Source organism: Verrucomicrobiia bacterium, assembly GCA_026414565.1.
In the GTDB taxonomy this organism is placed as follows: domain Bacteria; phylum Verrucomicrobiota; class Verrucomicrobiia; order Limisphaerales; family Fontisphaeraceae; genus Fontisphaera.
In genome coordinates this window covers 1-13,613 of the sequence record JAOAIT010000016.1, presented here as the reverse complement: position 1 = coordinate 13,613, position 13,613 = coordinate 1, and the positions used below count along the sequence as shown (strand labels likewise).

At 64.5% G+C, this 13,613-nt stretch carries 9 protein-coding genes and 2 pseudogenes; 5 read left to right on the top strand and 6 right to left on the bottom strand.

Annotation, left to right across the window (positions count from 1 at the left end; translation table 11 throughout):
- The 4 genes from N3J91_03860 to N3J91_03845 all read right to left on the bottom strand — a co-directional run.
- The coding region (locus tag N3J91_03860; GenBank protein ID MCX8155579.1) for an AccI family restriction endonuclease at positions 1-533 on the bottom strand (533 nt) is incomplete at its 3' end.
- A 7-nt stretch (positions 534-540) separates the two neighbouring features.
- Positions 541-1,782 (bottom strand): MFS transporter, encoded by a 1,242-nt coding sequence (locus N3J91_03855; GenBank protein MCX8155578.1) that lies wholly within the window; start codon positions 1,780-1,782, stop codon positions 541-543.
- Positions 1,779-2,597 carry a class I SAM-dependent methyltransferase gene (locus N3J91_03850; GenBank protein MCX8155577.1) on the bottom strand — a complete coding sequence of 273 codons (819 nt, stop codon included), beginning with the start codon at positions 2,595-2,597 and terminating at the stop codon, positions 1,779-1,781. The genes N3J91_03855 and N3J91_03850 overlap by 4 nt, the downstream gene beginning before the upstream one ends.
- Positions 2,598-2,609: 12 nt before the next feature.
- Positions 2,610-4,016, bottom strand: coding sequence for an exopolysaccharide biosynthesis polyprenyl glycosylphosphotransferase (locus N3J91_03845; protein ID MCX8155576.1), 1,407 nt, complete (start codon positions 4,014-4,016; stop codon positions 2,610-2,612).
- Between the two features lie 615 nt (positions 4,017-4,631).
- Between N3J91_03845 and N3J91_03840 the strand changes: the two are divergent.
- Positions 4,632-6,773, top strand: a pseudogene (locus tag N3J91_03840) (CotH kinase family protein).
- Positions 6,774-6,915: 142 nt separating this feature from the next.
- On the opposite strand, the pseudogene N3J91_03835 reads toward N3J91_03840, so the two are convergent.
- A pseudogene (locus tag N3J91_03835) lies at positions 6,916-7,128 on the bottom strand (iron dicitrate transport regulator FecR).
- Here N3J91_03835 and N3J91_03830 point away from each other — a divergent pair.
- Positions 7,032-10,415 (top strand): immunoglobulin domain-containing protein, encoded by a 3,384-nt coding sequence (locus N3J91_03830; protein ID MCX8155575.1) that lies wholly within the window; start codon positions 7,032-7,034, stop codon positions 10,413-10,415. The pseudogene N3J91_03835 and the gene N3J91_03830 overlap by 97 nt on opposite strands.
- A 15-nt stretch (positions 10,416-10,430) precedes the next feature.
- Here N3J91_03830 and N3J91_03825 read toward each other — a convergent pair whose 3' ends face one another.
- A complete protein-coding gene (locus N3J91_03825) occupies positions 10,431-11,186 on the bottom strand; it encodes a hypothetical protein (GenBank protein ID MCX8155574.1) in 756 nt (251 codons plus the stop codon).
- A gap of 149 nt (positions 11,187-11,335) precedes the next feature.
- Here N3J91_03825 and N3J91_03820 point away from each other — a divergent pair, with 149 nt between their 5' ends.
- From N3J91_03820 to N3J91_03810, 3 genes are all read left to right on the top strand, one after another.
- Positions 11,336-12,220, top strand: coding sequence for a tetratricopeptide repeat protein (locus N3J91_03820; protein MCX8155573.1), 885 nt, complete (start codon positions 11,336-11,338; stop codon positions 12,218-12,220).
- Positions 12,221-12,229: 9 nt separating this feature from the next.
- Positions 12,230-13,060, top strand: a complete 831-nt coding sequence (locus N3J91_03815) for a peptidylprolyl isomerase (protein MCX8155572.1) — start codon at positions 12,230-12,232, stop codon at positions 13,058-13,060.
- Between the two features lie 122 nt (positions 13,061-13,182).
- On the top strand, positions 13,183-13,613 hold a 431-nt coding region (locus N3J91_03810), incomplete at its 3' end, for a hypothetical protein (GenBank protein ID MCX8155571.1).

The following is a 13,613-nucleotide window of genomic DNA, read 5'->3' as shown; positions in this document are numbered from 1 at the left end:
GGCCGCAAGGGCGCATTAAAACCCGGCATTTTGGCTGCTTTCCACAAACTATTTTCGCACTCCACGGCCATCACGGCCTTTGCAAGAAGGGATTTCAGACACGGGTCACCTTCTTGAAGGAAGGGCAATTCTGATAAACCGCCGGCATCGGCAACAATATCATCCACTGCCTCCCGATCGGAAACGTGAAAAATGAGCAAATCCGGCCGTTTGATTTTTCCCAGGCCCGCTTTCTCCAGGCGCTCGAAATAAAGTTCAAAATCCCTGACGCTCTGGGCAGGAGCAGTACCGCTGGGGCCATAGGGGACGGCTACAAATTCCCCCGTGTCATTCACCGCCTCGATGAGCCTTTTTTCACTCCATACTCCTTGAGACCAGCGCATCAGGAAATCGCTGCCGCGCAAGCGACGAGGATTCAACCAGAAGTCCAACCACGGCAGTGCTGGAGCTTTGGCGAGAAAACCCTCAACCTGGCCGTCAACTGCCGCGAGCCATCGTTCGAAAGCATTCCCGAAGCCGACAGACATATCCATGACATACTTAACTGGTGATGGTTTGCCAATTACATTTCGCATCTTCAACATTAACATTACTCTTAAGGGTGAGGACGAGGGTGGCGCCGAGGGCGAAGAGGACGGCGCTGTAGGTGAAGGCGAGGGAGGTGCCGAAGGCGGTCCAGAGGAGGCCGACGAGGGCGCTGGAGAGGAAGTCGCCGACGCCGTTGACGGTGGCGAGGACGCCGAAGGCCATGCCGTGATGTTCGGGGGGGACGAGTTCGGCGCAGAGGGAGTCTTCGAGGGTTTCTTCCATGGCGATGTAGATGCCGCCCAGGAGGAAGATGAGGGCGAGGGAATAGAGGTTGAGGGGGGCAAAGATGATGAGCAGGGCCATGAGGGCGGCGAGGGCGTAGCCGGCGGCGAGGACGAGGGGTTTGGGGAGGCGGTCGGCGAGGGCGCCGGCGACGGGGGAGAAGGCGGCGTAAAAGATGTTGTGGGCGACGTAGAGGCCGACGGCGACGGTGGCGGCGCGGGCGGGGCCGAGGTGGGGGGCGAGTTTTTGGGTGGCCAGGAGGATGAGGAGGGTGTGGGCGAAGTCGCCGGCGCCGAAGAGGCCGACGGCGAGGAGGAATTTGCGGTAGGGGCGGGGGAGGGCGCGGAGGCGCTGGGAGAAGGAGATGTGGGGGACGGGTTTACGGGTGTGTTCGCGGACGAGGAAGGCGATGGCGGCGGCGGCGAGGAGGCCGGGGATGAGGGTGAGGGCGAAGAGGGTGGGGTAGTGATGGCCGGTCCAGGCGAGGAGGAGGAGGGCGGTGGCGGGGCCGATGATGGCGCCGAGGGGGTCCATCATGCGTTCGAAGCCGAAGGCGCGGCCGTAGGTTTGGGGGGTGACGGCGGCGGCGAGGAGGGCTTTGCGGACGGGGGTGCGGACGCCGCGGCCGAGCCAGGCGGTGGCGCGGGCGAGGAGGACATGCCAGGCGGCGGAGGCGAGGCCGAAGGCGGCGGTGCCGAGGGCGGTGACGAGGTAACCGGCGATGGCGATGGGTTTGCGGCGGGGGAGTTTGTCGGTGTAGTAGCCGCTGGCCATTTTGGCGAAGCTGGAGAGGCCATCGCTGACGCCTTCGATGAGGCCGAGCCAGGCGGCGGCGACGCCGAGGCTGGCGAGGAAGGCGGGCATGACGGCGGTGGCGATTTCATGGGACCAGTCGCTCAAGAGGGAGGCGAGGCCGATGCCGAGGACGGTGCGGTTGAGCCAGCGGGGGGGGGTGGCGGGGGAGGGGTTCATTTCCAGGCGGCCACGGTGACGCTTTGAAAGAGGCGGCGGCTCAGGCGGCGCTGCCAGGGGCGGGGGAAAAGGGCAAAGAGGGCTTCGAGGCCGCGTTCGAGGGTGTCCCAGAGGGGGTGGTGGCGGAGGCGGCCGGCGCGGTAGGGGCGGATGCGGGTGAAGCCGTGGCGGAGGAGGGCGGCGCGGAGTTCGGTGTAGGTGTATTCGTGGAGGTGGAAGCCCTGGGGGGTGTCGCTGAAGTGGGCGGAGATGTCATGGGGTCCGCTGTAGCGGTGGGGGGTGGCGAGGACGTAGGCGCCGCCGGGGCGGAGGAGGCGGTGGATGAGCTGGAGGTGGTCGGGGAGGTCGTCGGGGTGGAGGTGTTCGAGGCATTGGTAGCTGAAGGCGAGGTCCACGGATTGGGGGGGGAGGTCGAGGTGGAAGCCGTCATAGACGAGGAGGCGGAAATTGGGGGGGCGATGGGCGGCGGGGGCGGATTGGTCGGAGATGTCGGCGGCGATGACTTCGCGGACGTGGGGGCAGAGGGCGAGGGCGAGGGCGCAGTCGCCGGGGGCGATTTCGAGGAAGGTGAGGGCGGGGTGGAGGAAGGGGCGGAGGAGGGCGAGGCGGGCTTCGACGGCGCGGCGGGTGCGTTCGGGGTCGGCGCGGCGGGTGAGGCGGGGGTGGTCGGGGACGCGGGCGAAGAGTTCGGCGTAGAGGGTTTGGTAGAGGGCGGCGCGTTCGGCGCGGGAGGAGCGGCGGAGGCGTTGGGCGAGCTCGCGTTCGACTTCGAAGTGGCGGCGCAGGGCTTCGGGGGTGCGGGTGGGGTCGCACATGCCGGCAGGTCCTCAACGTGGCGGGGCGCCGGGGGCGGGAGCGGGTGTGGTGGGGGTGGTTTGGGGGAGGGGGAGGGAGGCGAGGCGTGGGGCGCGGTAGTGGGGGACGGCGGCTTTTTGGGCGTCGTCGAGGCCGCCGCGGAGGACGATGCGGACGGTGTCGAGGAGGATGAAGCAGTCGAGGAAGAGGCTCATGTGTTTCATGTAGTAGAGGTCGTATTCGAGTTTGCGGCGGGCGTCCTGGATGGAGGCGCCGTAGGGGTAGCGGACCTGGGCCCAGCCGGTGAGGCCGGGCTGGATCATGAGGCGTTCTTTGTAGTAGGGGACGTGGCGGGCGAGTTCTTCGATGAATTCGGGCCGTTCGGGGCGTGGGCCGACAAAGGACATTTCGCCGCGGAGGACGTTGATGAGCTGGGGGATTTCGTCAATGCGGTAGCGGCGGAGGAAGCGTCCGACGGGGGTGACGCGGTCGTCGTTGGCGGCGGCCCAGCGGGGGCCGTCGGCTTCGGCATCCACGCGCATGGAGCGGAGTTTGAGGAGGGTGAAGGGTTTGCCGAAGCGGCCGGTGCGGGTTTGGCGGTAGAAGACGGGGCCGGGGGAGGAGAGGCGGACGGCGAGCATGGCGGCGAGGAGGGGGAGGCCGAGGGCGAGGAGGCCGAGGAGGGAGACGAGGATGTCAAAGCCGCGTTTGGCTTTTTTGATGTAGAGGAGGTGGGGTGCGGCGCTGGCGTTGATGAGCCAGGCGGGGGTCATCAGTTCGAGGGGGACGAGCTGATAGACTTCTTCGCAGAGGGCGATGAGCGGCATGACGGTTTCGCCGGAGTAGCGGAGGCGGCAGAATTCCTGGCAGAGCTGGGGGTTGTCGAGGGCGCGGTTGGTGCAGAGGAGGCGGTCGAGGCGGTGGTGGCGCATGAGGTCGAGCAGTTCGGTGGTGGTGCCGAGGGAGGTGGCGCCGAGGCGGGGGGAGTAGCCCGGGGCGCAGACGACGCCGGCCAGTTCGAGGCGTCCCTGCCAGAAGGCGTCGAACCACTGGGTTTCTTTTTCGTCCTCTTCATCGGTGACGACGAGGGCGACGCGCTCGCGGAAGGAGGAGAGTTGACGGAGGATGAGCACGTGGTGGAGGAGGATGAAGAGGAAGGCGAAGAGGGAGCTGTAGGCCATGACGCCGCGGCCGACGCGGGAGGAGTAGTTCAAATAGAACATGGCGGTCATGAGGAGGAGGGCCAGGCCGAGGTTGAGGAGGATGACCAGGCCGCGGGTGAAGAGGCTTTGGTGGTGGGTTTGGGGGGCGTAGAGGCCGAAGATGTAGGAGGCGGAGGCGAAGACGAGCGCGCCCCAGAGGAGGCTGGGGTAGTAGGTCCACTGGGCGGTGTAGACCAGGGTGCTGTCGCCCAGGAAGCGGAGGTAGATGCCGAGCATGAAGGCGAGGATGAAGAGGACCATGTCCAGGGCAAAGTGCCAGGACACGTGTGCCAGCCGCTGTCGTGACCCACCGTTCATGCGGTGCCGGGTGATTTGGTTGCAACCCGCCGCGACGGGCAGAGGGTTTGGGGGGGGATTGTAGCGCAGGGGCCGGAAAAGACAAGGGGGAGGTGGGAGTGGGAAATGCAAAGTGCAAAGTGCAAAGTGCAAAGTGCAAAATGCAAAGTGCAAAATGCAAAATGCAAAATGGGGTGGCGGAGGCGAGGGGGGAGGGGAAGGTTGGTTTGTGTGGGGGGGTGGGTTGGGGGGTGGAGGTAGGGGGGAAGGGGAAATGCAAAATGCAAAGTGCAAGGTGCGAAGTGCAAAATGAAAAATGCAAAGTGGGAGGGGGGTGGATGAAACTTTTGTTGCATTGGTGTAACCCATTTGCCAAAGATGTCCGGCAGCCCAGTAAGTGCTTTGCCTGGCGCGCCGTGGTGTGCCGTGGATGGCGGGAAAAAGTTGGGTGGCAGGCAGGTGACAGTTGGGTTACCTTTAAGGTGTCAAGCCATGAAAGAATTGATGCAGTACCTGCCCCGGGTGTGGGTGGGGTTTTGTTTTTTGGGCACGGTGATGGGCGTGCTGGCGCAGGTGCCGGCGGTGCACATCAATGAATTTGTGAGTCTGAATCTGCCGCGGGTGAATGATCCGAACGCGCCGGTGGACATGGACGGGGAATACCCGGATTGGATCGAGTTGAAGAACAACACGGCGAGCAACCTGACGTTGACGGGATATTCGCTGTCGGATGATCCGGGGAATCCGCGGAAGTGGACGTTTGCGGGGACGACGGTGCCGGCCAACGGGTATGTGGTGGTGTTTGCGAGCGGGAAGAATCGGGCGATCACGGGGGTGCAGCCGCACACGAATTTTCGGCTGCGCGGTTCGGGGTATCTGGTGTTGACGGCGCCGGGGGGGCAGGTGGTGCAGTCGTTTTATTATGAGAATCAGCGGCAGACGGTGTCGTATGGGTATCCGAGCAACAGTCCGACGGGGGCGATGACGTATTTGACGCGGCCGACGCCGGGGGCGGCGAATGACGCGGGGAGCGCGGTGACGGAGTTTTGCAAGGATACGAAGTTTTCGGTGGATCGGGGTTTTTACAGCAATGCGTTCACGGTGTTGATCACGTCGGAGACGCCGGGGGCGACGATCGCCTATACGTTGAACGGGAGCGAGCCGACGCCGACGAATGGATTTCAGGTGCCGGCGGCGAACAGCGGGGTGGCGCCGACGGCGGCGGTGCAGATTACGCGGACGACGCTGGTGCGGGCGCGGGCGTGGAAGAACGGGCTGGGGAGCAGCGATGTGGACACGCAGAGTTATTTGTTTTTGCAGGAGGTGCTGACGCAGAACGGGCCGCCGGCCTCGATGAATTTGAGTGCGGGGGACACGCTGACGTGGGGGACGACGGGGGGGAATCTGGCGAATTTGGCGGCGTTTCCGGGGCTGACGTTTTGGGGGGTGAATCCGCAGATCGTGAATGACAGCAATCCGACGAACCGGTTTGGGGTGGAGCATTTGCGGGACATACCGGTGGTGTCGCTGGTGATGGACTGGCGGCATTTGTGGGGGCCGAACAGCGCGGGGCAGACGGATGGGGGGATTTATCCGCCGGCGCCGGGGGTGGCGTATGAGGGGGTGGATCGGCCGGCGTCGCTGGAGCTGTTGAATCCGAAGGGGGATGTGGTGGATCCGAATGGGGAGCGGGGGTTTCAGGTGGATGGGAATGTGCACATTTTTGGGGGCACGAGCCAGGATCGGTGGAAGTCGTACAAGCTTTCGATGCGTTTCCAGTGTGTGCGGGATGTGGAGTATCCGTTGTATGAGAAGTACGGGAAGGGGGCGGCGACGAAGTTTGCGAATTTCATCTTGGATGCGCGGATCAACAACACGTGGAATCATCCGGATCCGAACGCGCAGGGGGTGCGGGGGGATTATGTGAATGACCAGGTGGTGGCGGACATGCAGAACGCGGTGTCGGGGCGTGGGGGGTGGCGGAGCCGGCCGGTGCATTTGTTTCTGAACGGGTTGTACTGGGGTTTGTACAGTTTGCATGAGCGGCCGGATCATCATTTTGCGGAGGCGTATTACGGGGGGGAGGCGGCGGACTGGGATGTGTTCAAGCATTCGGTGTCGCCGGCGTTTACGGAGAGCGATCCGCTGGTGAACACGATGCCGGCGAATCCGGCGCAGCCGATATCGCGGAACAACGCGACGGTGGTGACGAATTTTGAGTATCTGCTGGATTTGGTGGGGGTGGGATACATTGCGCCGAATCCGGCGCCGGATTTGAGCATTTTGACCAATTACGAGGCGGTGGCGCGGGTGTTGGACATAGATGATTTCATTGATTACATGATTGTGAATTATCTGGCGGGGAACTGGGACTGGTCGGACAAGAATTTGTATGCGACGTATTACCGGGGGGCGGACGGGAAATGGCGGTTTCACTCGTGGGACTCGGAGCACACGTTTCGGACGGGGAGCGAGAATTTTTTGACGGGGAACGGGAATGAGACGCCGCGGCTGGGGCAGCCGAAGGGGATTGACCGGAAGCTGCGGGCGAATGCGGAGTACCGGCTGCGGTTTGCGGATCGGATTCGGAAACACCTGTTCAATGACGGGGCGCTGACGGTGGCGGGGATGAGCAATTTGTTTGCGGTGCGGCTGCAGGAGATTGATGCGGCGATCCGGGGGGAGTCGGCGCGGTGGGGGCATATTCGGGCGAGCGGGCGGTCGGCGCCGAACACGAATGTGCCGTTCAAGCGGCAGGACTGGCTGGCGCGGGTGAATCAGTTGCTGGTGAGCGAGAGCAGCGGGGGGCCGTCGTTGTTGCAGAACCGGTGGAATATGTTGATGGCGCCGGCGCCGGCGGCGGGGAGTTTTCGGACGGTGGGGTATTATCCGAACACGGCGGCGCCGGATTTCAGCCGTTATTCGGGGGCGGTGCCGGTGGGTTTCCGGCTGAGCATGACGCACACGAATGCGGGGGGGACGATTTATTACACGACGGACGGGACGGATCCGCGGGTGTACGGGACGGGGGCGGTGGCGGCGCGGGCGCGGGCGTATGACGGGCCGTTGACGTTGAATGCGCCGACGCTGGTGAAGGCGCGGGTGCTGCAGAACGGGGAGTGGAGCGCGCTGACGGAGGCGATGTATTACACGGAGCAGGATTTGACGGCGCTGGTGGTGACGGAGATCATGTACAATCCGCTGCCGGAGGGGATTGTGAGCGGGGATGAATTTGAGTTTCTGGAGTTGAAGAATGTGGGGACGAACACGCTGAATTTGAGCGGGCTGGCGTTCACGGAGGGGATCAGTTTTACGTTTACGAACAACACGCGGCTGGGGCCGGGGCAGATCTTTTTGCTGGTGCGGAATCCGGAGCAATTTACGCGGCGGTATCCGGGGGTGACGGTGGACGGGGTGTACAGCGGGCGGCTGGACAACGGGGGGGAGCGGCTGCGGCTGGTGCACGAGGTGCTGGGGACGACGTTGTGGTCGTTTAATTACAATGACCGGGAGCCGTGGCCGGTGACGCCGGATGGTTTTGGTTTTTCGCTGGTGTTGAAGGAGCCGGGGGCGCGGCCGGATTTGGATGACGCGCAGAACTGGCGGGCGAGCACGCGGGTGGGGGGATCGCCGGGGGCGGATGATCCGGCGTGGCCGATTGCGCCGGTGTGGGTGAACGAGGTGTTGAGCGCGCCGGTGGGCAACGGCCAGGAGTTCATTGAGCTGTACAATCCGAATGCGGCGGCGGTGGACATTGGGGGGTGGTTTTTGACGGATGCGCCGTCGAATCCGAAGAAGTATCGGATTCCGGCGGGGACGGTGATACCGGCGGGGGGTTACCGGGTGTTCACGGGGGCGGAATATAATGCGACGCCGGGGACGAACAACAGCTTTGGGCTGGGGGCGCTGGGGGATGCGGTGTATGTGTTCAGCGGGGATGGGGCGACGAATCTGACGGGGTACAGTCATGGGTTTAATTTTGGGGCGGCGGTGCCGGGGGTGACGTTTGGGCGGCATGTGAACAGCCAGGGGCGGGAGCATTTTGTGGCGCAGGTGGCGCCGACGCCGGGGGCGGCGAATGCGGGGCCGCGGGTGGGGCCGGTGGTGATCGCGGAGATCATGTATCATCCGCCGGATGTGGGGACGAATGACAACAGCCGGGACGAGTTTATCGAGCTGGCGAACATCAGCGGGGCGCCGGTGGCGTTGTATCATGCGGCGGCGCCGACCAACACGTGGCGGCTGGCGAATGCGGTGGATTACCGGTTTCCGGCGGGGACGGTGCTGGGGGTTGGGGAGCGGGTGGTGGTGGTGAATTTTGATCCGGTCAATGATCTGGCGGCGGCGGCGGCCTTCCGGCAGGGGTATGGGATACCGGCGGAGACGCGGTTGTTTGGGCCGTACGGGGGCAAGCTGGACAATTCGGACGAGACGATCGAGTTGTTGCAGCCGGTGCTCAACGCGAGCAACGAGGTGGGGTGGGCGGAGGTGGAGCGGGTGGCGTACCGGGATCGGGCGCCGTGGCCGGGGGGTGCGGACGGGAGCGGGGCGTCGTTGCAGCGGTTGCAGTTGACGGGGTATGGGAATGATCCGACGAACTGGATTGCGGCGCTGCCGTCGGCGGGGCAACTGCTGCCGAGCGGGGTGCCGCCGGTGATCACGCAGCCGCCGCTGGCGCAGACGGTGGTGGAGTTGAACGATGCGACGTTTTTGGTGCAGGTGACGGGGACGGGGCCGTTCACGTATTTGTGGCGGCGGAATGGGGCGATCATTGCCACCAACACGTCGGGGCTGTTGTTGCTGGAGAAGGTGACGCCGGGGCAGGCGGGGGATTACTCGGTGATTGTGCTGGGGGCGGGTGGGGTGGTGGTCAGCCCGGAGGCGCGGCTGACGGTGCTGGCGCTGCCGCGGATCGTGGGGCAGCCGGTGGGGACGAATGTGTGGGTGGGGAGCAACGCGGTGTTCAGCGTGAGCGCGAGCAGCGATACGCCGCTGCGGTATCAATGGTGGAAGGACGGGGTGACGCTGGTGGGGGCGACGAATGCGACGCTGGTGATCACGAATGTGCAGGTGGAGCATGAGGGGAATTACCAGGTGGTGGTGACGGACGGGGTGGGGAGCCGCTGGAGCGAGCCGGCGCGGCTGCAGCCGATGCGGCGGGTGGCCTATGTGACGGGGCTGCCGTCGAGTCTGACGGTGACGGCGGGGGTGGATGTGGTTTTCAGCGCGGTGGTATCGGGGTATCCGCCGCCGTTCACGTACCGGTTTCAGCGGGTGAGCACGACGCTGGAGGAGGTGGTGACGGCGGCGACGAACATCACGTTCACGCTGCGGAATGTGGTGTTTACGAATGCGGGGATTTACCGGATTGTGGCGTACAATCTGGCGACGACGAACGGGTTGTCCACGTTGTGCAATTTGACGGTGGTGTCGTGGCCGTTCATCACGGCGCAGCCGAGCAACGCGGTGGTGAATGCGGGGAGCAACGCGGTGTTCAGCGTGACGGCGGTGGGGACGGGGACGTTGAGTTATCAGTGGTATTATCAGGGGACGAATGTGGTGGCGGGGGCGACGGGGGCGACGTTGACGGTGACGAATGCGCGGGTGGCGGTGAACGAGGGGGCGTATCAGGTGGTGATCAGCAACGCCTACGGGGTGGTGACGAGCGAGGTGGCGACGCTGACGGTGCGGCAGCCGGCGTATATTGTGCAGGAGCCGGCGGATGTGACGGCGCCGGTGGGGGGCACGGCGACGTTCACGGTGACGGCGGGGGGGGGCGGGCCGTATTTTTACACGTGGTATGTGAATGGGGCTCCGCTGGTGGCGGGGGCGAATGCGTCGCTAACGCTGAACCCGGTGCAGGCGGGGCATGCGGGGAATTATCAGGTGGTGGTGTCGAATGCGCTGGGGACGGCGACGAGCCGGGTGGCGCGGCTGACGATTGGGAGCGCGGACGCCAACGGGAACGGGATACCGGATGCGTGGGAGGCGGCGCATGGGTTGACGGCGGCGGTGGGGAACGGGCGGGATGATGATCCGGACGGGGACGGGGCGACGAATTGGGAGGAGTACATGGCGGGGACGCATCCGCTGGACGCGGGGAGTGTGTTGCGGCTGCGGGTGGGCGGGGGCCCGGGGACGGGGGCGGAGCTGACGTTTACGGCGATGCCGAATGTGGGGTACAGCATTTTGTATCAGACGAATTTGAACGGGACGGGGTGGGTGCGGTGGACGAATATTGCGCCGCAGGCGGGGACGAATGTGGTGCGGCTGGCGGATCCGGGGGCGGCGGGAGGGCGCAGCCGGTTTTACCGGATTGCGACGCCGCCGCTGCCGTAGGGGGGGCGTTCAGGCTTATTCTTTGAGTTCGCGGAGGGCGTCGCGGAGTTTGGCGGCCTCCTCGAAGTTTTCCTGGCGGAGGGCGTCGGCGAGGGCGATTTCGAGGGCCTCGCGTTTGGTGAGTGGGCGGCGTTCGCGGAGGTCTTCGAGCCAGGCTTCGAGGGAGAAGATTTCGGGGGATTCGTCGGCCATTTCCTCGCGGCCCATGACTTCGTAGAAGTCGCGGAGGTACTGGATTTCATTTTCGACGAGGGTGATGGCCTCGTCGTAGAGGTCGCCCTGCATGAGCATGGTGGCCCAGGCGCGGGCGCGCATCATGATGAGCTGGGGGCGGAGCATCTGGACGTTCCAGGCGAGGTCGTCGTTTTCGGCGTAGTCATCCACGAAATCCATCATTTCGAGGTTGCGTTCGGTGTCGCGGATGACGCGGTCGTAGTCTTCGAGCTGGAGGAAGCAGATGTAGCGGTGGTGGTACTGGAGGGCCTCCATTTGGAGGCGGGCGCAGTCCTCGGCGCCGAGGAGGAAGCCGGTGTCGTCGCCGTGGTGTTCGGCGCGATATTTTTCGAGGCGGTCCTGGTAGTACTCGAGGAGGGAGGGGAAGCCGAAGGGGCGTTTGCCGTCGGGGCGGCCGTCGGCGTTCATCTGCATGATGCCGAGGTCCACGCGCAGTTGGATTTTTTCCTGGCCGTCCTTCCCCTGAAACCGTCGCACCGAGACTTGACCGGCTTTGTATTCCCAACTTTCCAGCAGGTGGGAAATGTCAAAATTCATAGTCGAAATATGGCCCCCGGTGGGCTGCAAGTCAATCGTGCATGAAGGCGGGGCGGGACGGGGCGAGGGGCGTGGGGCGGGGGCGGGCGTTTTTCCCGCTTGCCTTTTGGGCGATGAACCGGAAAATGACGGACTTATTGTCGCAAATTATGGACGCGGGAAAAAACATGGTGAACACCGAGCCGCCGCGGCGGAAGCCGGCGTCGGCGCAGGACATTAAAGTAACCACCGGAGCGGAATCCACGCTGGGGCTGGAGATGATGGCGTGGGTGGAGGTGCACAAGCAGAAGCTGGTGATCGCGGGGGCGGTGGTGCTGGCGGTCATCATTGGGGCGGTGATTTATAATCATTATGTGGCGCAGCGGGAGATGGAGGCGAGCGAGGCGTTGCTGGCGTTGCGGGCGCCGATCATTGGGGAGAATCGGGGGCAGACGGCGCCGGCGGAGAAGCTGCTGGCGATCGCGGAGGGTTTTGCGGGGACGACGGCGGGGCGGCACGCGCTGCTGCTGGCGGGGGAGGCGCTGTATTTGGAGGGGAAGTATGAGCAGGCGCGGGGGGTGTTTCAGCGGTTTATGACGGAGAATGTGGGGCATCCGCTGGTGGCGCAGGCGGAGCTGGGGGTGGCGGCGTGTTGGGACGCGCAGGGGAAGCGGAAGGAGGCGGTGGAGGCGTATGAGCTGGTGCGGAAGCGTTATGCGATGGACGCGGCGGTGGCGAGCCAGGCGAAGTTGTCGCTGGGGCGGTTGTACGAGCAGGAGGGGAAGGTGGAGCAGGCGCATGGGTTGTACATGGAGATGCTGGAGAACATGCGCATGGGATTCAACACGTGGATGATGGAGGCGCAGACGCGGCTGGCGGCGCTGGAGAAGGCGCATCCGCAACTGCGGGAGGCGCGGCTGCAGAAGATGGCGGCGGCGGCGGCGCCGCAAGCCAAGCCGGCGAATGTGATTACTTTGACCAATGTGAATGTGGCGGCGCCGCAGGGGGCGTCCCCGAGCCCCGCGCCTGCGCCGGCAGCGCCTGCGCCCAAATAAACTTGGGATATGGCACGGCGCGCGCTCGGGCGGTGGGGGCTGGTGAGTTTGCTCGTGGCGTGGTTGGTTCCGGCGGTGGCGGGGCCGCTGGCGGTGTTTCGGACGGCGCTGGGGGAGATGGAGGTGGAGCTGTTTGAGGATAAGCCGGTGACGACGGCCAATTTTGTGCGGTACGTGCAGAGCGGGGCGTATTCCAACCTGATTTTTCATCGGTGGGTGCCGGGATTTGTGATGCAGGGAGGGGGTTTTTATGTGGCGCAGCGGGGCACGACGAACGCGCAGTTGGCGTATGTGCCCAGTTATGGGCCGATCACCAATGAGTTCCATGTGGGCCGGCGGGTGAGCAACACTTATGGCACGCTGGCGATGGCCAAGGTGAGCGGGGATCCGCATTCGGCCACGTCGCAATGGTTTTTCAATTTGGGGGATAATTCGGCCAATTTGGACAATCAGAACGGGGGTTTTACGGTGTTTGGGCGGGTGGTGCGGGGCGCGGCGGTGCTGGAGCGGTTTAATGATGTGTCGGCCACGCACAGTTTGTGGCTGTTGAATCTGGGGGCGCCGCTGGATGAGCTGCCGGTGCTGAGCAGCACGCCGGGGTATGAGGATTTGGTGTATTGCGAGATACGGCTGCTGCGGGTGGGGATCCGGCGGGTGGCGCAGGGGCTGGAGGTGAGTTGGGCGGGGGTGGCGGGGGTGACGAATGTGGTGGAGTGGCGGCGGCCGCAGGAGAGTGCATGGCAGACGTGGATGGCGGTGCCGGGAGGGAGCGGGACGTTGCGGGTGACGAATGCGCCGCCGGGGGAGGCGGGGTTTTTTCGGGTGAGGGGGATTTATTGAGGGGGAAATGCGGAGGGGGAAATGCAAAGTGCAAAGTGCAAAGGGGGGGGGGGGGTTGCTTTTAGGCTTGCGGGGGGCTTGGGGCGGGGTGCTAGTATGGGGCCAAGGTAAACGCAGCACTCATGTATTTTTACGTCATTTGCCTGGTGGTCGGCCTGGTGTTCACGCTGCTGTGCGCGGTTTTTGGGCATTTTTTTGGGGGGCATGACGGGGATGTGGGGGATGTGGGGGGCGCGGATGGCGGGGTGGGGACGGGAGGACATGCGGAGGCGGGATTTGCGGATTCGGGGGTGCCGGCGTTGTCGTTTTTCAGTCCGACGGTGCTGGCGACGTTTGTGACGGCGTTTGGGGCGATTGGGACGATTCTCAGTTCAATAGACAGCGTGCGGGGGAAGCATTTGATCATTGCGACGATTGCGGGGGGGGGGGGGATGGCGATTGCGTGGGTGGCGTTGATTTTGTTCAACACGGCGTTTCGGAAGATGCAGGGGTCGAGCGAGTCGCGGGTGGGGCGGCTGGTGGGGCAGGAGGCGAATGTGATTACGGCGATACC

Excerpts from the sequence above, each read along its gene's own strand:
- N3J91_03855 (MCX8155578.1), bottom strand. The coding sequence starts at position 1,782 with ATGAACCCCTCCCCCGCCACCCCCCCCCGCTGGCTCAACCGCACCGTC.
- N3J91_03850 (MCX8155577.1), bottom strand. The coding sequence starts at position 2,597 with ATGTGCGACCCCACCCGCACCCCCGAAGCCCTGCGCCGCCACTTCGAA.
- N3J91_03845 (MCX8155576.1), bottom strand. The coding sequence starts at position 4,016 with ATGCTCGGCATCTACCTCCGCTTCCTGGGCGACAGCACCCTGGTCTAC.
- N3J91_03830 (MCX8155575.1), top strand. The coding sequence starts at position 7,032 with ATGACGCACACGAATGCGGGGGGGACGATTTATTACACGACGGACGGG.
- N3J91_03825 (MCX8155574.1), bottom strand. The coding sequence starts at position 11,186 with ATGAATTTTGACATTTCCCACCTGCTGGAAAGTTGGGAATACAAAGCC.
- N3J91_03820 (MCX8155573.1), top strand. The coding sequence starts at position 11,336 with ATGGACGCGGGAAAAAACATGGTGAACACCGAGCCGCCGCGGCGGAAG.
- N3J91_03815 (MCX8155572.1), top strand. The coding sequence starts at position 12,230 with ATGGCACGGCGCGCGCTCGGGCGGTGGGGGCTGGTGAGTTTGCTCGTG.